Annotated in this window: 22 protein-coding genes; 15 read left to right on the forward strand and 7 right to left on the reverse strand. The window is 74.9% G+C overall.

The genetic code is table 11. From position 1 onward, the window contains the following. Positions 1 to 60 precede the first annotated feature (60 nt). The 10 genes from O7546_RS12865 to O7546_RS12910 all read left to right on the forward strand — a co-directional run bounded on the left by O7546_RS12865 (position 61) and on the right by O7546_RS12910 (position 5,995). Positions 61 to 438 (forward strand): signal peptidase I, encoded by a 378-nt coding sequence (locus tag O7546_RS12865; RefSeq protein ID WP_194801634.1) that lies wholly within the window; start codon positions 61 to 63, stop codon positions 436 to 438. 105 nt (positions 439 to 543) lie between these two features. Continuing rightward, positions 544 to 996 (forward strand): cysteine dioxygenase family protein, encoded by a 453-nt coding sequence (locus tag O7546_RS12870; protein ID WP_194801633.1) that lies wholly within the window; start codon positions 544 to 546, stop codon positions 994 to 996. Between the two features lie 38 nt (positions 997 to 1,034). After that, a complete protein-coding gene (locus O7546_RS12875; protein ID WP_194801632.1) occupies positions 1,035 to 1,526 on the forward strand; it encodes a rhodanese-like domain-containing protein in 492 nt (163 codons plus the stop codon). Positions 1,527 to 1,578: 52 nt separating this feature from the next. Continuing rightward, positions 1,579 to 2,151: a winged helix-turn-helix domain-containing protein gene (locus O7546_RS12880; protein ID WP_194801631.1), complete on the forward strand. Its 573-nt coding sequence runs from the start codon at positions 1,579 to 1,581 to the stop codon at positions 2,149 to 2,151. Between the two features lie 292 nt (positions 2,152 to 2,443). Beyond that, complete coding sequence (locus O7546_RS12885) at positions 2,444 to 3,055, forward strand: winged helix-turn-helix domain-containing protein (RefSeq protein WP_269696868.1); 612 nt, start codon at positions 2,444 to 2,446, stop codon at positions 3,053 to 3,055. Positions 3,056 to 3,154: 99 nt separating this feature from the next. Beyond that, the gene (locus O7546_RS12890; RefSeq protein WP_194801629.1) at positions 3,155 to 3,784 is read left to right on the forward strand and encodes a uridine kinase; all 630 of its coding nucleotides are present in this window, start codon (positions 3,155 to 3,157) and stop codon (positions 3,782 to 3,784) included. A gap of 182 nt (positions 3,785 to 3,966) precedes the next feature. Continuing rightward, positions 3,967 to 4,365 carry a TraR/DksA C4-type zinc finger protein gene (locus tag O7546_RS12895; RefSeq protein ID WP_194801628.1) on the forward strand — a complete coding sequence of 133 codons (399 nt, stop codon included), beginning with the start codon at positions 3,967 to 3,969 and terminating at the stop codon, positions 4,363 to 4,365. A 48-nt stretch (positions 4,366 to 4,413) separates the two neighbouring features. Continuing rightward, complete coding sequence (locus tag O7546_RS12900; protein ID WP_194801627.1) at positions 4,414 to 5,283, forward strand: DUF72 domain-containing protein; 870 nt, start codon at positions 4,414 to 4,416, stop codon at positions 5,281 to 5,283. A gap of 95 nt (positions 5,284 to 5,378) precedes the next feature. After that, complete coding sequence (locus O7546_RS12905; RefSeq protein WP_262015572.1) at positions 5,379 to 5,561, forward strand: hypothetical protein; 183 nt, start codon at positions 5,379 to 5,381, stop codon at positions 5,559 to 5,561. Between the two features lie 5 nt (positions 5,562 to 5,566). Then, positions 5,567 to 5,995, forward strand: coding sequence for a DUF2267 domain-containing protein (locus O7546_RS12910; protein WP_194801626.1), 429 nt, complete (start codon positions 5,567 to 5,569; stop codon positions 5,993 to 5,995). Here the strand turns inward: O7546_RS12910 and O7546_RS12915 are convergent. Then, positions 5,980 to 6,789 (reverse strand): DUF72 domain-containing protein, encoded by an 810-nt coding sequence (locus tag O7546_RS12915; protein ID WP_281600966.1) that lies wholly within the window; start codon positions 6,787 to 6,789, stop codon positions 5,980 to 5,982. The two genes, O7546_RS12910 and O7546_RS12915, sit on opposite strands and share 16 nt — an antisense overlap. 9 nt (positions 6,790 to 6,798) lie before the next feature. Next, positions 6,799 to 7,542 (reverse strand): PIG-L deacetylase family protein, encoded by a 744-nt coding sequence (locus O7546_RS12920; RefSeq protein ID WP_194801624.1) that lies wholly within the window; start codon positions 7,540 to 7,542, stop codon positions 6,799 to 6,801. A gap of 185 nt (positions 7,543 to 7,727) precedes the next feature. Between O7546_RS12920 and O7546_RS12925 the strand changes: the two genes are divergently transcribed. Next, complete coding sequence (locus tag O7546_RS12925; protein WP_026268594.1) at positions 7,728 to 8,030, forward strand: hypothetical protein; 303 nt, start codon at positions 7,728 to 7,730, stop codon at positions 8,028 to 8,030. Between the two features lie 3 nt (positions 8,031 to 8,033). Then, positions 8,034 to 9,311 carry a cupin domain-containing protein gene (locus O7546_RS12930; RefSeq protein ID WP_194801623.1) on the forward strand — a complete coding sequence of 426 codons (1,278 nt, stop codon included), beginning with the start codon at positions 8,034 to 8,036 and terminating at the stop codon, positions 9,309 to 9,311. A gap of 94 nt (positions 9,312 to 9,405) precedes the next feature. Here O7546_RS12930 and O7546_RS12935 read toward each other — a convergent pair whose 3' ends face one another. The 5 genes from O7546_RS12935 to O7546_RS12955 all read right to left on the reverse strand — a co-directional run bounded on the left by O7546_RS12935 (position 9,406) and on the right by O7546_RS12955 (position 14,440). Next, on the reverse strand, positions 9,406 to 10,077 hold the full coding sequence (locus tag O7546_RS12935) for a hypothetical protein (RefSeq protein WP_194801622.1): 672 nt from the start codon (positions 10,075 to 10,077) through the stop codon (positions 9,406 to 9,408). Continuing rightward, a complete protein-coding gene (locus O7546_RS12940; protein ID WP_281600967.1) occupies positions 10,074 to 12,746 on the reverse strand; it encodes an FtsK/SpoIIIE domain-containing protein in 2,673 nt (890 codons plus the stop codon). Before O7546_RS12940 ends, O7546_RS12935 begins: the two co-directional genes overlap by 4 nt. Then, positions 12,739 to 13,617: a hypothetical protein gene (locus tag O7546_RS12945; RefSeq protein ID WP_194801620.1), complete on the reverse strand. Its 879-nt coding sequence runs from the start codon at positions 13,615 to 13,617 to the stop codon at positions 12,739 to 12,741. Before O7546_RS12945 ends, O7546_RS12940 begins: the two co-directional genes overlap by 8 nt. Positions 13,618 to 13,626: 9 nt before the next feature. After that, entirely contained in the window at positions 13,627 to 13,887 is a 261-nt protein-coding gene (locus tag O7546_RS12950) for a hypothetical protein (RefSeq protein ID WP_013286060.1), read from the reverse strand. A 175-nt stretch (positions 13,888 to 14,062) separates the two neighbouring features. After that, a complete protein-coding gene (locus O7546_RS12955) occupies positions 14,063 to 14,440 on the reverse strand; it encodes a hypothetical protein (protein WP_194801619.1) in 378 nt (125 codons plus the stop codon). 111 nt (positions 14,441 to 14,551) lie between these two features. Here O7546_RS12955 and O7546_RS12960 point away from each other — a divergent pair, with 111 nt between their 5' ends. From O7546_RS12960 to O7546_RS12970, 3 genes are all read left to right on the forward strand, one after another. Further along, positions 14,552 to 17,101 carry an ATP-dependent Clp protease ATP-binding subunit gene (locus tag O7546_RS12960; protein ID WP_194801618.1) on the forward strand — a complete coding sequence of 850 codons (2,550 nt, stop codon included), beginning with the start codon at positions 14,552 to 14,554 and terminating at the stop codon, positions 17,099 to 17,101. Between the two features lie 62 nt (positions 17,102 to 17,163). Continuing rightward, positions 17,164 to 17,334, forward strand: a complete 171-nt coding sequence (locus O7546_RS12965) for a hypothetical protein (RefSeq protein WP_194801617.1) — start codon at positions 17,164 to 17,166, stop codon at positions 17,332 to 17,334. Continuing rightward, entirely contained in the window at positions 17,334 to 17,684 is a 351-nt protein-coding gene (locus tag O7546_RS12970) for a DUF3140 domain-containing protein (RefSeq protein ID WP_013286064.1), read from the forward strand. The genes O7546_RS12965 and O7546_RS12970 overlap by 1 nt, the downstream gene beginning before the upstream one ends. Positions 17,685 to 17,715 lie beyond the last annotated feature (31 nt).

The raw sequence follows: 17,715 nt of genomic DNA on the forward strand, positions 1-17,715 counted from the left end.
TATGGCGTCGCGGCCGGACGCGCCTGGTACCTTGCGCAGCCGGGCACGGGAGGCGCGCACATGGACGATCGGGTGTACGTGGGCAACGCGGCGGTGGACGGCGCGACCGACGCGGGCTGGCTGCTGGGCCACTTCAAGCCGGCCGGGGACGTGCGGCACAGCACCGACGTGGAGGTGAAGTGGGGCGTGCACCCGGCGGGGGAGACCCGGTCCCGGTGGGCCACCGGTGAGCGGCGTACCGCCCTGCTGGTGCTGATCAGCGGCGCGTTCCGGATCGAGCTGCCGGACCGGACGGTGGTGCTGCGCGCGCCCGGTGACTACGTGGTGTGGGGCCGGGGTGTGGACCACTCCTGGTACGCCGAGCGCGAGTCCACGGTGCTCACCGTCCGCTGGCCGTCGGTGCCGGGTTACCAGGTGGGCCCGCCGGTCCTCCGCTGAGCCGCGCCCGGCGTCCCAGTATTCGGTATTACCTACTAAACCGATAGGCTTTACCGTCTAAGCTGTGGGAGCACATCCGCTCCGCACCGTGAGGACGCACCGCCGATGACCAGCACCGTTCCCGCCGACCTGCTCGCCGTCGCCGCCCGCTGGGCCGACCCGGACGGCTGGCCGGTGCCGCTGCGATTCGAGGCGCCCGAGCGCTGGTACGCCCGGCTGGACGCCGGCGACGCACACGAGGTGTGGGCGCTGAGCTGGCTGCCCGGACAGGGCACCGGCCTGCACGACCACGGCGGCTCGGCCGGTGCGTTCCTGGTCGTGGCCGGCGTGCTCACCGAGGAGACGGTGAGCGGCGGGCGGCTGCGCCCGCACCGGCTCGCCGCCGGAGCCGGTCGGCGCTTCGGCGCCCGGCACGTGCACCAGGTCACCAACCACGGCGACGAGCCCGCCGTCAGCGTGCACGTGTACCGGCCGGCGCTGACCCGGATGACCCGCTACCACCTCGTCGCCGGCCGGCTCCGGGTCGCCGAGGTGGCCCGAGCCGGTGTGGCCTGGTGAGCCGCCCTCGCAACCCCGACGAACGGAAGGACGCCACGATGGCGCAGACCCCCACCCGCACCGAGCGCTGTCCGGTCCCGCCGCCCGGCTCGCGGGGCATCGACGAGATCCTCGCGGCCGCCCGCGCCCGCCTGCGCCGGCTCGACCCGGAGCAGGCCCACCTGGCGTGCCGGGGCGGCGCGCTGCTGGTGGACATCCGCCCGGCCGCCCAGCGTGCCGCGCAGGGCACAGTGCCCGGCTCCCTCGTGGTCGAACGCAACGTGCTGGAGTGGCGCTTCGACCCGCGCTGCGCGGCCCGGCTGCCGCAGGCGACCGGCTACGACGTCCCGGTGATCGTGCTCTGCCAGGAGGGCTACACCTCGTCGCTGGCCGCCGCCGCGCTCCAGGACCTCGGCCTGCACCGGGCCACCGACGTCGTCGGCGGCTTCGCCGCCTGGCAGATCGCCGGCCTGCCCACCCTCGGTCCCACCCCGCCGACCCGACCCTCGTCCGCCGCGCCCCCGGTCACCGCCGCCGGGGCGCTCCGCTGACCGTCCCGCCGCACCCGGCTGGGCGGGGCGACCGCCCGCACAGGAGGCTCCCATGTCCGTCGTCGCCCTCACCACCCGTCCGGCCCGCCCGGGCCGCCCCGACCGGGCCGTGCCGCCCCGGCCGCGTACCGCACCGACGCTCACCATCACGCTCGACCTGGGCGCCGGGCCGCTGACGCCGGGCCTCGCACGCCTGGTCGACCTGCTCGACGAACTGGCCGCGTCCGGCGAGGGACTGGCCGCCTCCGGCGAGGGGCCACCCGCCCGTACCGTGCTCGACCTGCGCCGCGGCGACGCCGCCGCCCCGGCGGCGCCCGTCCCCGGCGGCGTGCGCATCCTCACCGGCACCCGGCGGGTCCGGCACGGCGGCGCCGAGATCCCGCTGACCCGCATCGAGTACGACCTGCTGCTGTTCCTCGCCGAACATCCCCGCCGCGTGTTCACCCGCCTGCAACTTCTCGCGAACGTCTGGGGCTACGAGCACGCCGTGGCGCGCACCGTCGACGTGCACGTGCGCCGGCTGCGGGCCAAGTTCGGGCCGGACACGCCGCTGGTGACCACCGTGTACGGCGTGGGCTACCGCCTCGCCGACGACGCCGCGATCCTCGTGGACCGCGACGCCTGACCCCGGCCCGGCCGGCACGCGGCGCACCCCGGGATCGGGTGCGCCGCGTTCACGTTCGCCGCTGATCCGCCATTGTGAACGCCCGGGGAGACCCCCCGTACCACCGCGAATCGGTGCTCTGCTGTAATCAACGGGCCTCGCACGCAGAGCGAGCGCACGGCTGCGATGTGTTCGTCAAATGTCACATTCATGCAACGCGGCCGCCCCTTGACCCTCGCAGAGACGCCGGGAAGCATCGATGAAGCGGCGTCCCGGGCCGTGGGGAGATACCCGGACCAGCCCAAGGAGGACCATGTCGGTCAGCCCCGCCTCGTCGCGCGCCGGATGGCATACGTCCCAACCCGCGGTCCCCGGTCGCCCCCCGGGCGGCCAGCGTCGTCCCGCGAACACGGCCGCCGCGCCCATGCTCACCGTCACCCTCACCATTCCCCTGGCCTGCGAGGAGTCGCTGACCCCGGCCGCCCGCCGGCTGCTCGACGCCGCCCGCGAGATGCTCGAACGCGGCGACGCGGTGGTCAGCGCGGGCACGGTCCCGGCCGAGCGCCGGCCCGACGCCGTGCCGGGCGGCCGCGCTCCGGCCCGCCCGCTCGCTCCGACCATCCCCACCCTGCACATCCTCGCGTCGTCCCGGTCGGTGCTGCGCGACGGCGAGCCGCTGCCGCTGACCCGCCTGGAGTTCGACCTGCTGCTGCACCTGGTCGCCCACCCGCGCCGGGTGTTCACCCGGCTGCAACTGCTCAACGCGGTCTGGGGGTACGAGCACGCCGGCGTCCGCACCGTCGACGTGCACGTACGCCGGCTGCGCGGCAAGGTCGGCGTGGACGTCCCGCTCGTCACCACCGTCTACGGCGTCGGCTACCGGCTCGCCGACGACGCCCGCGTCACCATCGACCGCACCGGCTGACCGTCCGGGACCACCACCCGCCGATCGGCGCCGGACGGAGCCCCGACCGCCCGAACCGATCATGTGGTGACCCGCCCGCCCGCGCGGCACGATGGTCCGATGCGCGTGCGCCCGATCAGCCCCGACCGGCTCGTCACCGAGCTGGCCGAGCGTCTCGCCCGCACCGGGACGCCCGGCCGGCTGCGGGTCGCCGTGGACGGCCCACCCGCCGCCGGGCCGGACACGCTCGCCGGGGCGCTCGTCGACCCGCTGCGCGCCGCCGGCCGGCCGGTGCTGCACGTCCGCGCCGGCGACTTCCTCCGCCCCGCCTCGGTACGCCTGGAGCACGGCCGGACCGACCCCGACGCGTACTACGAGGGCTGGCTCGACGAACCCGGGCTGCGCCGCGAGGTGCTCGACCCGGCCGGCCCGGACGGCTCCGGCCGGCTGCTGCCGTCACTGTGGGACGCCGCCGCCGACCGGGCCAGCCGCGCCGCGTACGTCGATCTGCCGCCCGGCGGCGTGGTCCTGGTCAGCGGCGCGCTGCTGCTCGGCGGCACGCTGCCGTTCGACGTCACCGTCCACCTCGTGCTCTCCCCGGCGGCGCTTGCGCGGCGCACCGACCCGGCGCTGCGCTGGACCCTGCCCGCGTTCGCCCGCTACGCCGGCGAGGTCGACCCGGCGTCCTTCGCCGACGTGGTGGTCCGGGCCGACGATCCGCGTCGTCCGGCGCTCGTCGAGGCCGCCTGACCAGCGGCTGCGGACTCACCGGAAACACTCAGGAAACAGCCGGTTTGACCCGCCGAGGGCGGGGGTAATCGCCCGGCTCACAGAGCACGGGTGATCTCGTCGCCCGCGCATCCACAGTCGGACCGGGTCCGGGGCGCTGGCCGCCCCGGTCCGGTATGAGGGTGTAGGAAAGGCAGGCAGCGATGCTCGTCCACGACACGACAGCCACCGGCCGCTCCCAGGCGGAGGTCGACCAGATCCGGCAGTCCCTGCGGTCGCGGTACGACGAGCTGACCGCCGAGTACGAGAACACCGTGGCGCAGAGCCAGGTGCTGCGGCTGGTGGAGGTCGGCGACACCGCCGGCGACGACCAGGCCGACAGCGGCACCAAGACCGCCGAGCGGGACACCGCGCAGTCGCTGCTGCGCACCATCCTGGACCGGCGGGCCCAGTTCGAGCACGCGCTGACCCGCCTGGACGAGGGCACCTACGGCTTCTGCGAGGGCTGCACCGCCCCGATCCCGGTGGAGCGGCTGGAGATCTTCCCGTCCGCGACCTCCTGTGTGGCCTGCAAGCAGACCAGGGAGCGGCGGGCGGCCTGAACGCCGTTCCGGTTTCCGGTCGGTCCTGCAGCGCGGTGAACTCCCATCATGGGTGAGATCAAGGTGGGCACCGCCTCGTGGACCGACCGGACGCTGCTCGACTCCGGCTGGTACCCGGCGAGCGCCGACACCCCGGAGAAGCGGCTGTCCTACTACGCCCGGCAGTTCCCGCTGGTCGAGGTGGACGCCACCTACTACTCGCCGCCGGCCGAGCGGACCGCCAGGCTGTGGGCCGAACGCACCCCGCCCGGGTTCACGTTCAACGTCAAGGCGTTCAGCCTGCTGACCGGCCACCCCACCCGCGTCTCCGCGCTCTACAAGGACCTGCGCCCGGACACCGACAAGCGCAACGTCTACCCGGACGACCTGCCCGCGCAGGCGTACGAGGAGGTGTGGACCCGGTTCCTGTCCGCCCTCGACCCGCTCGTCGAGGCCGGCAAGCTGGGCGCGCTGCTGTTCCAGTTCCCGCCCTGGTTCACCATCAAGCGCGCAAACAAGCAGTACCTGCTGGAGGTGGCCCGCCGGTGCGCGCCGCTGCGTCCGGTGGTCGAGTTCCGGCACGCCTCCTGGTTCGACGGCGACAACGCCGAGGAGACGCTCGGCTTCCTGCGCGAGCACGACCTGCCTTTCGTCTGCGTGGACATGCCGCAGGGACACAAGTCGTCAGTACCGCCGGTGCTGGCGGCCACCGCGGACCTCGCGGTGGTCCGGTTCCACGGGCACAGCGACAAGTGGACCAGCAAGGACATCCACGAGAAGTTCGGCTACGACTACTCCGAGCGGGAACTGCGCGACTGGGCGCCGAAGCTGCGCGAGCTGGCCGGCGAGGCCGGGCAGACACACATCCTGATGAACAACTGTTATCGGGACTACGCGCAGCGCAACGCCACCACACTCGCCGGCCTGCTGGACGCCTGAGCGACTCACCCGGTCCGGGTGAGGTCCACTCACCCACCCCCGCCGCAGCATGAACGGTGGGCGCCGGCTCGGGCGCCGCGACGAGGAGGTGGGTCATGACGGTACGGGTGGTGGCGGACCGGCGCCGCGGTGGCGTACTGCACGTGGTCGGCAGCTCCGAGGCGCCACGGCGGGCCGAACGGCCCGGCCGGTTCAGTCCGACCCGGTTGTGGCGGGGCCCCAGCGGTCCGCCGCGCCGCGCCGACGACCGACGCTGGGAGACCGAAGTACGGGGGTGAGCCCGATGGCCGAACAGCTGTTGTCCGCGTTCGAGTCCTCGCTGGACAAGACGAACGTGATCCTCAAGGAGATCGAGTCCGCGTACGGCTGGCCGAAGGAACAGCGCAACCAGTCCTACGCCGCGCTGCGTACCGTGCTGCACCTGTTGCGGGACCGGCTGCCGGTGCAGGAGAGCGCCGAGTTCGCCCAGCAGTTGCCGGTGCTGGTGCGAGGGATCTACTTCGACGGCTGGCAACCGGAGAACGTGCCGATCAAGCTCAACCGCGACGACTTCCTGTACGAGGTGCGCCAGGGCTTCCCGTACGACGTCGAGGGCGGCGCGCAGCGGGTGGTGCAGGTCGTGCTGGACACGCTGCGGCGGCACGTCACCCAGGGCGAGTGGGAGGACGTGAAGGCCACCATGCCGGGTGACCTGCGTCAGATGATTCCCTGATCCGGCACCGGACCGGCCCGTCCCGCCCCCTCGGCGGGGCGGGCCGCCGGCGTCCGGGACACCGGCAGCCCGGCTCGCCGGGCCAGCCCGGCGAACGCGACCGCGTCGACGATCGCCGCGCCGCCCGGGTCGTTGTTGAAGTAGACGTACGCCGGGTCGCCGTCACCGAACTCCCCGCCCAGCCGGTGCACCCAGCTAGCCAGCGCGGCCCGCCCGTAGCGCGGCCACGGCCGGGCCCGCCCCTCGTGCAGCCGCAGGTACCCGAAGTCGGTGGTGCGCCACAGCGGAGTGATCGGCCGGCTGAGGCGGTCCGCCCAGACCAGCGCCGCCCGGTGCCGTTCCAGGACCCGCCGGGTGTCGTCGGTCCACCACGACGGGTGTCGCGGCTCGACGGCCACCCGCACGTGGGCGGGGAACCGGCGCAGCACGCCGGCCAGCGTGTCCGGGTCGGCGCGCAGCGTCGGCGGGAGCTGCACCAGCACCGGGCCGAGCCGGTCGCCGAGCCCGGACGCGCGGTCCAGGAACCGGGCCACCGGCTCGGCCGGGTCGCGCAGCCGCTTGATATGCGTCAGGTAGCGGCTCATCTTCACCGCCACGCAGAAGTCGCCGGGCGTACGCTCCCGCCACGCGACGAACGTGTCTCGCTCCGGCAGCCGGTAGAACGCGTTGTTCACCTCGACCGTGGCGAACCGCGCGGCGAAGTGCTCCAGCCAGCGCCGCTGTGGCAGCCCGGCCGGGTAGAACCGTTCCCGCCAGTCCCGGTACTGCCAGCCCGACGTGCCGACCAGGAACATCGCCGTGCCCTACTGAAGGTTGATCTGGAAGACCTCGAACGTGGCGCCGAACCGTGCGCCGAGCCGGCTGCCGGCCGGGCGGGCCATGCCCTCCAGGAACTCCTCGGCGTCGAAACCGCCGTCGCCGAGCCCGCTCAGGTACGCCCCGTGCGCCCGCAGCGACGCCACACCCCTGTCGAACGTGTCGGTCACGTCCACCCCGTGCCGGGCCATCGGCGAACCGGCCGCCCACACCTCGCGGACCCGCGACCACGGCTGTGTGCCGTCGGTGAGCTGCTCCGGGAAGATCCACCGGTTGCCGGCGTCGCGGACCGCGTCCAGCGTGGCCCGGCCGCAGGCGATGTGGTCGGCCTGGTTCAGCGCGTACGCCCCGTCCCACGTCTCCCGGAAGTTGTTCGTCAGCACCACGTCCGGCCGGTGCCGGCGCACCACGGCGGCGATGGCCCGGCGCAGCGGCACGCCGTACTCCAGCAGCCCGTCGGGCAGGCCGAGGAACTCGACCTCCGACACCCCGACCACGGCGGCGGAGGCCCGTTGCTCCTCCTCGCGCACCACCCGGGCGCGTTCCGGCGTCATCCCGTCGATGCCCGCCTCGCCGCTGGTGAGCAGGCAGTACACGACCTCCTTGCCCTGCCCGGTCCAGCGCGCCACCGCGGCGGCGGCGCCGAACTCCAGGTCGTCGGGGTGGGCCACCACTGCCAGCGCCCGCTGCCAGTCCTCGGTCAGCGGGGTGAGTGGCTCCGGCTGCGTCACGTGCGTCTCCTCGCGTCGTCCTCCCGCCATCCTGGCACTCGCCCACTCCCACCGCTTGCCCCGCGAACCGTCCGTACGGCGGCGTCCGGGCGTCTACGGTGTGGTTAGAGAAGATCGGGCGTGGGGTACCACCCGCTGCACACGGACCCCGGCACCACGCGGGGCGGCACACCGAGGGAGCACCCATGGCATTGAACGACGACGACATCCAGAGCAGCGGCGGCAGCGGCCTGGAGGGCCCGGCCGACGGCGGTGCCACCCCGGGTCAGCACGACGGTGGCGCGGACGGCGGCGCGGAGGGTCCGGCCGACGGTGGCGCGACTCCGGGTCAGCACGACGGTGGCGCGGACGGCGGCGCGGAGGGCCCCGCTGACGGCGGCGCGACTCCGGGTCAGCACGACGGTGGCGCGGACGGCAGCGCCGAAGGTCCGGCCGACGGCGGCGCGACCCCGGGTCAGCACGACGGCGGCGCCGACGGCAGCGCCTGACACATGAGCACCACGCACGTCGACCCGCCGGGTGGCCACGGCCGCCCGGCGGTTCCGTTCTCCGCGACCGAGGCGCTGGCCCGGTGCGTGGCGGTGGAGCCGGCCAAGTTCGCCGCCGACCACTGGGGGCGCAGCCCGCTGCTGTCCCGCGCCGCCGAGCTGCCGAACGCCGACGGCTTCACCGACCTGCTCAGCACCGCCGACGCCGACGAGCTGCTCAGCCGCCGCGGCCTGCGTACCCCGTTCCTGCGGGTGGCGAAGGACGGCCAGTTGGTGCCGGCGGCGCGGTTCACCGGCGGCGGTGGCGCGGGCGCCGAGATCGGCGACCAGGTCCTGGACGAGAAGGTGCTGGCGCTGTACGCCAACGGCGCGACGCTGGTGCTGCAGGGCCTGCACCGCACCTGGCCGGCGATCGTCGACTTCGCCCGCGACCTGGGCACCGCGCTGGCCCAGCCGTTGCAGGTGAACGCCTACCTGACCCCGGCCGGCAGCCAGGGTTTCGCCACCCACTACGACACCCACGACGTGTTCGTGCTCCAGGTGGACGGACGCAAGCACTGGCGGATCCACCCGCCGGTGCTGGCCGACCCGCTGGAACGCCAGCCGTGGGGCGGCCGGGCCGACGAGGTCTCCGCGACCGCCGAGGGCCGCCCCGAACTGGACGTGGTGCTGGAACCGGGCGACGCGCTCTACCTGCCGCGCGGCTGGCTGCACAGCGCCCAGGCGCAGGAGTCCAGCTCGCTGCACCTGACCGTGGGCATCCGGGCGCTGACCCGGTACGCGGTGGTCGAGGAGCTGCTCGCGCTCGCCGCCGAGGACGCGCGGCTGCGCGCGAGCCTGCCGTTCGGGCTCGACCTGGCCGACCCGGACGCGATCGAGCCGGAGCTGACCGAGACCGTCGAGGCGCTGCGCGACTGGCTGCTGCGGGCCGACCCGGCGGCGGTGGCCGGCCGGCTGCGTGCCCGGGTGTGGCCGGCCGCCCGTCCGGCGCCGATCCGGCCGCTGGCCCAGGCGCAGGCGCTGGCCCGGCTGAGCGCGGACAGCGAGGTCGCGGTACGCGGCGGCCTGCGGTGGCAGCTCACCCCGGCCGCCGACGGACGGGTCACGCTGCGGGTGCCCGACCGCACGCTCACCCTGCCCGGCACCTGCGAGGCCGCGCTGCGCGCGCTGCTCACCGGCGAGGTGACCCGAGTCGGTGACCTGCCCGGCCTCGACGACGACGCCGATCGTCTGACGCTGGCCCGCCGCCTCCTCAAGGAGGCCGTCCTGACCCCCGCCTGATCCCGGCGATCATGAGGTTGACCGGCGGCGCGACGGCGTGTCGCGCCGCCAACCTCATGATCGACGGCGGGAGAGCCGGCGCGCGGGGCGGCGGTCAGCGGGTGTAGGTCACCGTCAGCAGGAGCAGCGTCGTGACCAGGCCGGAAGCGGCCACCAGGATCATCGGGCGGGGGGTCAGCACCGCGTGGCGGCGGTCGGCCAGCAGCCGCGCCGGCGCCAGCCCGATCACCGGGCCGAGCAGCGTCACCACCAGCGCCAGCACCGGCAGGCCCACCGCCAGATCGCCGCTGGAACCGGCCGCGAGGGCCCGCGCGCCCACCCCAAGCGCGTACGCCACCAGCGCCCCGCCGATCCCGCACGCGACGAGCAGCGGGTTCACCGAACCGGGCAGCTCGCCCGGCGAGCCGGTGCGGTCCAGCAGCTCCCGGACCGCCCGCAGCAGCGGCACCGGGTCACCGGCCGCGCCGCGTACCGGGCCGGGCGGGTCGCCCAGCCGCCGCGCGCTCCCGCCGAGCCGGGCCCGCAACTGCGTCCACAGGTGCGTGACCTCGCCGTCGACGCGTTCCACGAGCAGGGACGCCTCGGCCACCTCCGCTTCGGCCTGCCGCACCTGCTCGGCGGCCTCCGCGACCGCCCGGTCGGCCGCGGCCACCTGCTGGTCGTACCAGGTGTGCGCCTCGGCCCGCTGGGCGGCCACCCGGGCGGTCAGCTCGGCGAGCCGGCGGATCTGCGCGCTGTACGTCTCACTGGCAACCGGTTCGTTCATCGGGAGGGACCATAAGGGATGATCACCTGTCCGGTGCGGTGCACCGCCCGGTCGAAGTAGAGACCGCGCCACGGCCGGGGATACCAGTCCGGCCCGCCGCTGCCCGGATACAGCGAGGAGCCCAGCTCACCGCCCTGCACGTCCAGCGCCACCCAGGCGCCGATCTGATCCGTGCGCGCGCCCGCGCCGCCCAGGTCCACCCGCATCCGGGCCACGCCACGCCACCACGCCAGCACGTGCGTACGCCGTTCCGGCCCGTCGTGCAGGATCCGGCGCAACTGCTCCAGCCCGGTGCGCGTACCGGCCTTGCCGGCCAGCGCCGCGGCGGCCGCGTCCACCGCGTACAGCAGCAGGAAGTGCGGGGTACGCGCCGCACCCGGCGCGCCGAGTCCGTCACCCACCTCGGCCATCAGCTCCGGCACCGTCTCCTCGTCGTACCAGGAGGCGTCGCCTTCCAGGTCCTCGTACAGGGCGCGGGCGGCCGGGTCGGCGTCCGGATCCAGGCAGGCGATGGAGAACCGGGCGGTGCCGGGCCGGTACTGCCGCGCCAGCGACCGGGCGGCGGCGTCGAGCACCGCGCACGCCTCGTCCACCCGGGTGCCCAGCACCGCCAGGTTGCGGCCCGGCGCGCGGGGCAGCCGCAGCGCCGCCGAGCGGGACTGCACGTCGATGATCTCGCCGAGCAGCGCCACCGGGCTGCGCGGCACGCCCTGCTCCGGCGCGGTGAGCGCCCGGAAGTCCGGCGCGTCGGCCAGCTTCGGGATCGCGTCGCCGTCGAACAGCCGGGCCGGCGCGGCGTCCTGCGGGCGCATCCGCCACAGCCGGTGCTGAAGCTCGCTCCACGTCTCCCAGTCGCTCGCCGACGGGATCCGGGCCACCTCGTTCCCCTCGGCCAGGCCCGACTCGGCGTTGACGACCGCGTGGTGACGGGGCAGCGACTGCGCCGCGTCGTTGCGTTCGGCCAGGATGCGCAGCGCCTTCGGTAGCGCGATCCGCAGCGTGAACTGGGCGACCAGCGCCGGCCGTCCCCACAGCGCCTCGATGCCGCGGACGTCCTGCGAGGCGAGCACCAGATGGATGCCCTGCGACCGGCCCCGCCGGGCCAGGTCCTCCAGCAGGTCGGCGGCCTCCCGGGCGACCACGTCCCGCCCGGCGAGCAGCGCCTGGAACTCGTCGACCACCGCCACGATGCGCGGCCAGTGCCCGTCCGGGTCCACCGCGCGCAGCTCGGCCAGCTTGGTGACCTCGTGCTTCTTCGCCGCGTCGGCGCGACGGCGCAGCTCCTCGGCGAGGAAGCGCAGCAGCGCCAGACCGAACTCCCGGTCGGTGTTGACGTTGATACCGACCAGCCGCATGTGCGGCAGCCAGCTCGGGTCGCGCCGGCCCTGCGCGAACCGGGCGAAGGACACGCCCTCCTTGAAGTCCAGCAGGTAGAACTCCAGCTCGGCGGGGGAGTACCGGGCGGCGAGGGCGCCGATCCAGGCGAAGATCAGGTTCGTCTTGCCGGTGCCGGACGGGCCGCCGATCAGCGCGTGCGGCGGGTAGTCGCCGAGCGTGAGCAGCACCTGCCGCCCGTGCGGGCCCTCGCCGATCGGCGCGCTGAGGCCGTGCGCGGAGTCCTCCCGCCAGTACTCGTCCGGCGGCGGGAGCAGGTCGGTGAAGGGCGTCGGCGGCGGGCCGGCGGCCACCCGGGAGGCGACGGTACGGCACGTCTCGGTGACCAGGGCGGGCGGCGGCGGCGCGTCGAGCACCACCGGCAGCCCGGCCACCCGGGCGTCGTCCGGCTCCACGGTGATCCGGGTGACTGTCGGGTCGTCTGGTAGCTCGATGCCGCGGACCACGAGGTGCACGCCGCAGGCCGCGCCGGTCCGCACCACCCGGTCGAGCTGGCCGCGTTCGTGCCGGGACAGCTCGTCGCCGCCGAGCAGCACCGCCACCCGCCACGGCTCCGGGCGGCGTCCGGTGGCGGCGGCCAGCTCGCGCAGCGAGCCGTACTCACCGGCGAGCACGGTGGCGTTGATCCGGCGGATCTGTTCCACCAGGTCGTCCAGCAGCCGGCCCAACCCGCCCGGCCCGACGAACGTGAGCAGCCCGGCCGTGCCCAGCGGCGCGAACCCGGCCAGCCCGCCGCCCAGGTGCTCCGGGTCGTACCCGTAGAGCCGCACCGCGCCCGGGTCGGCCCGCCCGACCGAGCGCAGCAGCAGTGCCGGTACCACGGTGGCCAGCCCGGCACGGTCGCCGCCGGCCAGGTGCGCGTGCCCGGCATCGAGCAGCGGGACGAGCGCCGGCACCGGCTCGGCGCCGTCGAGGCGTACCGTGCCGACGCGCAGGGCACCCGGCGGCTCGGACCGGCCGGCGGGCGTGGCCTGCCAGCGGTCCCACGGCGCGGACGCCGCGCCGGGCGCCTCCCGCTGCGCCGCGGCGGCGGCCCGCCGGGCCAGCTCGGCGAGGCGGGCGGTGTGCCGGGCGTCGATCTCGGCCAGGCGCCGGTCGCGGGCGGCACCCACCCGGGCGGGCACCGCCGCGGCGGCCCGGCGGGTACGGGCGAGCCGGTCCCGCCCGGCGGCCAGGTCGGCCTCGGCGGTGGCGAGCCGGGTACGGGTGGCGCCGAGGGCCTCGGAGAGCATCCCCCGGACCCGCGTCACCAGTCGAGCGCGGACGTCAGCCACGGGACGGCTCCCGTTCGTCGGTGTCCTCGGGCAGGTCCCGGCCCAGCCGGTCGAGCAGTACGCCGGTGAGCACACCGGCGGTGACCGCAGGGTCGGCCGCGTGCGGCTGTTCCGCGTCGTCGTCGCGGCGCGGCGGGGGCATCCGGCACACCCGGGTCAGCAGCGTGTCGAGCACCGGCCGCGGCAGCCCGGGCAGCAGGTCGCGGACCCGGGAGTCCAGCGCGCCGCGCAGCCGGGGCAGGTCGTCCGCGCGGGGCGGATGGCCGAGCAGCTCACCGGCCAGTTCGCGCAGCAGCGGCGGGGTGATCGCGGCCAGCCCCAGCCCCACGTCGGCGTGCGCCCGGCGCAGCTCGCGGTGCAGCCGGTCCCGGTCGCCGGAGCGGACCCCGGCGGCCACCCGGCGCAGCAACTCGTGTGAGTCCACGACGCGCTCGTCCGGCTCGTCCGGCGCACCCTCCCGGCCGCCGGTCAGCTCCGCCACCCGCACCGCCCACCAGCGCCGCACCGCCGGCTGCTCGCCCGGCTCGGCGGCCGGGCCGGGCACGGGCGGCTCCTCGCCGCGCGGCGTGTCGTGCTTCGGCGGCCGCTCGCCCGGCAAGGTCGGGCGAGCGCCGTCGGGGGCCAGCCCGATCGCGGCCAGGTACGCGGTGAGCTGCTCCTGCGCCACGCGCAGCGCGTAGCCGGCCGTCTCGGCGTGCTCGGTGGCCGAGGACAGCTCCGGCACCCCCATCGGGTCGGACGACTCCTGGCGTACCCAGCGCAGCCGCTCCTGCGCCTGGCCGAGCTTCTCCAACGCGGCGGCGAGCTGCGCCAGCGGCAGTTCCTCGGCGGCGGCGCGCACCTGCGCGCCGATGTCCTCGACGATGGACACGGCCGGGCCTCAGAGCGTCGCGACGTAGAGCTGTGCCTGCTCCACCGCGACCAGTGTCGCGGCCAGACACTCCTCCAGCTCCTGGCCGGCCTGTGTCAGCGAGGCCTGCGCCGCCTCGACCGTCTCGTGGCCGCTGCCCTCCAGCGCGCCGGCCAGGGTCTGCTGCGCCTCGGCCAGCTTCTCGCCGGCGGCCTGCACCGCTGTCTGGCCGTCACCGATCTGCTGGAGAGCGACATCGATGGCGGCCTTCAGCTCGGCGACGCTCGCCACGGGGACCTCCTGGGGGCGGAAGAGATCTCCATTACAACCCATCGGAACGGGTGGACGAACATCCACCCTCGCGTGGTTGCGGCCCTCGTGTCCGGTTCCCGCGCTGACGTGCGCGAAGACCCCGGCCGGCGGTCCTGCCGGCGGACACCGCGGTCCCGCGAGCGGGACCGGCGTCCTAGCGGCCGAGCCAGCGCGGGCCGCGTACCTCCGCGCCGAGTGCGGTGACCCGCTCGCGCAGCTCGCGGTCGGCGGTGACCACCACCCGCCGCCGATCCGGCGCGGCGGCCACCAGCTCGACCATCGTGTCGTCGCCGGAGCCGGGCGCGGAGACCACGTCCACGCCGGGCGCGGGCGGCACGTGCCGGGCCGCGCCCTCCACCACCAGCACCACCTGCACCGGCGGCGGCAGCTCCGGCGGCACGCCCGCGTCCCCGACGGACGCCAGCGCGTCGCGCAGCCGGACCGCCGCGCCGGCCCGGTCCCGCCACCAGCCGTCCGGGCGCGAGCCCACCACGTTCGCGCCGTCCACGATCAGCAGCGGTCTGCTCTCCATGCCCCCAGCCTGCCATCCGGTCGCGTTTGTCGCGCCGACCGCCGGGTAGCCACCGCCGACCGTGCCGCGCGTGCCGGGTGCCGGTCGTGCCGACTGACTGCGGAGGACGAGATGATGGGACCGGGTGACTTCGGCAACGACCCCTGGGACGAGTTCTTGGCCCGATACTTCGGCCGGGGCGAGGGGGGACGCCGGCCGGCGCACCGGGTCGACATCACGCGCCTGATGACCGCCGACGCGCGGGAGATGCTCGCCGACGCGGCCCGCCGCGCCGCTCAGAAGCACAGCAACGACCTGGACACCGACCACCTGCTCTGGGCGGCCTTGCAGCGCGAGCCGCTGCGCGACCTGGTACGCCGGGCCGGCGCCGACCCGGAGTCGCTGCTGGGCGCGCTGGGCGGGCCCGGCGAGGGTGCGCCGCGGGGCGAGGTGCCGCCGAACCTGTCGCTGACGCCGGCGGCGAAGCGGGCGTTGCTCGACGCCCACCAGCTCTCCCGCGCGATGGGCGCCAACTACATCGGTCCCGAGCACATCCTGATGGCGTTGCCGCTGAACCCCGAGTCGCCGGCCGGCCGGATGCTCGCCGCCGGCCGGATCCAGCCCGAGTCGTTGCAGGCGGCCAGCGCCGAGCGCGGCGCGACGAACGTCCCGCGCCCGGACCGGGGCACCCCGACGCTCGACCAGTACGGCCAGGACCTCACCGAGCTGGCCCGGATGGACCAGATCGACCCGGTGATCGGCCGGGCCGACGAGATCGAGCAGGCGGTGGAGATCCTGTCCCGGCGGACCAAGAACAACCCGGTGCTGATCGGCGAGGCCGGTGTCGGCAAGACCGCGATCGTCGAGGGCCTGGCCGAGCGGATCTGCGACGGCGACGTGCCGCAGACGCTGATCGGCAAGCGGGTGATCCAGCTGGACCTGTCCGGCCTGGTCGCCGGCACCCGCTACCGGGGTGACTTCGAGGAGCGCCTGAAGAAGGTGATCGACGAGATCCGCGCCCACCGCGAGGAGCTGATCATCTTCCTGGACGAGATCCACACGCTGGTCGGCGCGGGCGGCGCCGGCAGCGAGGGCGGAATGGACGCGTCCAACATGCTGAAGCCGGCCCTGGCGCGCGGCGAGCTGCGGGTGATCGGCGCGACCACGCTCGACGAGTACCGGCGCAGCATCGAGAAGGACGCCGCGCTGGCCCGCCGGTTCCAGCCGGTGCTGGTGCCCGAGCCGACCGTCGACGACACCATCGCCATCCTGCGGGGTCTGCGCGACAGGTACGAGGCGCACCACCAGGTCCGGTTCACCGACGAGGCGCTGATCGCCGCCGGTGAGCTGTCCGACCGGTACGTCACCGACCGGTTCCTGCCGGACAAGGCGATCGACCTGATCGATCAGGCCGGCGCCCGGGTGCGGCTGCGCACCCGTACCCCCGCCGAGGACGTGCGCGAGCTGGAGCAGCAGCTCGACGAGACACGCCGGGACAAGGAGCAGGCGGTCTCCGACGAGCAGTACGAGCGGGCCTCCGCGCTGCGCGACCGGCTCGCCGAACTGGAGGACCAGGTCCGCCGTGCCCGCGGCGACGAGGGCCCCAACCACGTGCCCGAGGTGGGGCCGACGGAGATCGCGGAGGTGGTCTCCCGGGCCACCGGTATCCCGGTCACCCAGCTCACCGAGGAGGAACGCGACCGGCTGCTGCGCCTGGAGGGGCACCTGCACGAGAAGATCATCGGCCAGGACGACGCGGTCAGCGCCGTCTCCGAGGCGGTACGCCGCTCCCGTACCGGCCTGGCCGACCCGGACCGGCCGATGGGCAGCTTCCTGTTCCTCGGCCCGACCGGCGTCGGCAAGACCGAGCTGGCCCGCGCCCTGGCCGAGGCGCTGTTCGGCGAGGCGGACCGGATGGTCCGGGTGGACATGAGCGAGTTCCAGGAACGGCACACGGTCAGCCGGCTGGTCGGCGCCCCGCCCGGGTACGTCGGCTACGAGGAGGCCGGCCAGCTCACCGAGGCGGTGCGGCGCCGCCCGTACGCGGTGGTGCTGCTGGACGAGATCGAGAAGGCGCACCCGGACGTGTTCAACATCCTGCTCCAGGTGCTCGACGACGGACGGCTCACCGACAGCCAGGGCCGCACCGTGAACTTCAAGAACACCGTCCTGATCATGACCAGCAACCTCGGCTCGGAGCTGATCACCGGCACCCAGCGCACCGTCGGCTTCGCCACCGGCGCGCCCGGCGAGCAGGAGAGCGACGAGCTGCGGGAACGGCTGATGCGCCGGCTCCAGGAGAACTTCCGCCCGGAGTTCCTCAACCGCATCGACGAGGTGATCATCTTCCAGCGGCTGGAGGCCGAGCAGCTGCGCCAGATCACCGGGCTGCTGCTGGAGGAGACCCGCCGCCGCATGCACGCCCAGGACATCCAGGTCGACTTCAGCACCGCCGGCGTCGACTGGCTCGCCGAGCACGGCTACCAGCCCGAGTTCGGAGCCCGCCCGCTGCGCCGGGTGATCCAGCGCGAGGTCGACAACCGGCTGTCCCGGATGCTGCTGGAGAACGAGATCTCGCCCGGGCAGAAGGTCACCGTCGACACCCGCGACGACCAGCTCGTCTTCGACGTCACCGCCGGTGAGCGGGGCTACACGCCGGCCACCACGTCCCATCCCCGATGACCGGCCGGGGCCCGTCCCGGCCGGGCCGGGACGGGCCGTCACCGAAGGACCGGAGGGCGGACATGACCGAACCCGAGGAGATCCCCGACGACGACGTCGGGGCCGGTGACCCGATCGAGGCGACCCCGACGGCGAACCCGTCCCGGGTGCGGGTGCCGCCGGAGGGCCTGAAGCAGCACACACCCAACGAGGGCGAGCCGGCATCCGGGCCGCCGCCGGGAGAGGAGGCGTGATGGTACGCGAGGCGCGACTCGACCCCGAGGTCGAGGTGATCTGGGACGACTTCCACGCCGAGGTGAACGTGTCCTCCGAGACGCTGCGGCAGTGGCTGCTGACCCGCGGCTCGGGGGAGGAGGCGTTCGGTCCGGGCCCGGACCTGGACCTGCCGGAGCCCGGCCGGCAGATCCTCGCCGTGCTGCGCAAGCGCAAGGTGGACCTCACGCCGGAGGACATCGAGGTGATGCGCGAGGCGATCAGCCGGATCCGGGAGCTGACCGCGCAGCGGCCACGCCGGGGCAACGCCGACGACGAGTGGCGCCACGCCCTGCTCGACCTCGGTCACGACGTACTCGTCGAACGCTGAGCCGAAAGGCGGCGCCCGGGTGGACCACCCG

Source organism: Micromonospora sp. WMMA1976 (genome assembly GCF_027497335.1).
GTDB classification, from domain to species: Bacteria; Actinomycetota; Actinomycetes; order Mycobacteriales; family Micromonosporaceae; genus Micromonospora; species Micromonospora aurantiaca.

What these genes read in the sequence shown, in the direction of transcription:
- O7546_RS12865 (WP_194801634.1), top strand. Translation starts at nt 61, where the DNA reads ATGGACGATCGGGTGTACGTGGGCAACGCGGCGGTGGACGGCGCGACC.
- O7546_RS12870 (WP_194801633.1), top strand. Translation starts at nt 544, where the DNA reads ATGACCAGCACCGTTCCCGCCGACCTGCTCGCCGTCGCCGCCCGCTGG.
- O7546_RS12875 (WP_194801632.1), top strand. Translation starts at nt 1,035, where the DNA reads ATGGCGCAGACCCCCACCCGCACCGAGCGCTGTCCGGTCCCGCCGCCC.
- O7546_RS12880 (WP_194801631.1), top strand. Translation starts at nt 1,579, where the DNA reads ATGTCCGTCGTCGCCCTCACCACCCGTCCGGCCCGCCCGGGCCGCCCC.
- O7546_RS12885 (WP_269696868.1), top strand. Translation starts at nt 2,444, where the DNA reads ATGTCGGTCAGCCCCGCCTCGTCGCGCGCCGGATGGCATACGTCCCAA.
- O7546_RS12890 (WP_194801629.1), top strand. Translation starts at nt 3,155, where the DNA reads ATGCGCGTGCGCCCGATCAGCCCCGACCGGCTCGTCACCGAGCTGGCC.
- O7546_RS12895 (WP_194801628.1), top strand. Translation starts at nt 3,967, where the DNA reads ATGCTCGTCCACGACACGACAGCCACCGGCCGCTCCCAGGCGGAGGTC.
- O7546_RS12900 (WP_194801627.1), top strand. Translation starts at nt 4,414, where the DNA reads ATGGGTGAGATCAAGGTGGGCACCGCCTCGTGGACCGACCGGACGCTG.
- O7546_RS12905 (WP_262015572.1), top strand. Translation starts at nt 5,379, where the DNA reads ATGACGGTACGGGTGGTGGCGGACCGGCGCCGCGGTGGCGTACTGCAC.
- O7546_RS12910 (WP_194801626.1), top strand. Translation starts at nt 5,567, where the DNA reads ATGGCCGAACAGCTGTTGTCCGCGTTCGAGTCCTCGCTGGACAAGACG.
- O7546_RS12915 (WP_281600966.1), bottom strand. Translation starts at nt 6,789, where the DNA reads ATGTTCCTGGTCGGCACGTCGGGCTGGCAGTACCGGGACTGGCGGGAA.
- O7546_RS12925 (WP_026268594.1), top strand. Translation starts at nt 7,728, where the DNA reads ATGGCATTGAACGACGACGACATCCAGAGCAGCGGCGGCAGCGGCCTG.
- O7546_RS12930 (WP_194801623.1), top strand. Translation starts at nt 8,034, where the DNA reads ATGAGCACCACGCACGTCGACCCGCCGGGTGGCCACGGCCGCCCGGCG.
- O7546_RS12935 (WP_194801622.1), bottom strand. Translation starts at nt 10,077, where the DNA reads ATGAACGAACCGGTTGCCAGTGAGACGTACAGCGCGCAGATCCGCCGG.
- O7546_RS12955 (WP_194801619.1), bottom strand. Translation starts at nt 14,440, where the DNA reads ATGGAGAGCAGACCGCTGCTGATCGTGGACGGCGCGAACGTGGTGGGC.
- O7546_RS12960 (WP_194801618.1), top strand. Translation starts at nt 14,552, where the DNA reads ATGATGGGACCGGGTGACTTCGGCAACGACCCCTGGGACGAGTTCTTG.
- O7546_RS12965 (WP_194801617.1), top strand. Translation starts at nt 17,164, where the DNA reads ATGACCGAACCCGAGGAGATCCCCGACGACGACGTCGGGGCCGGTGAC.
- O7546_RS12970 (WP_013286064.1), top strand. Translation starts at nt 17,334, where the DNA reads ATGGTACGCGAGGCGCGACTCGACCCCGAGGTCGAGGTGATCTGGGAC.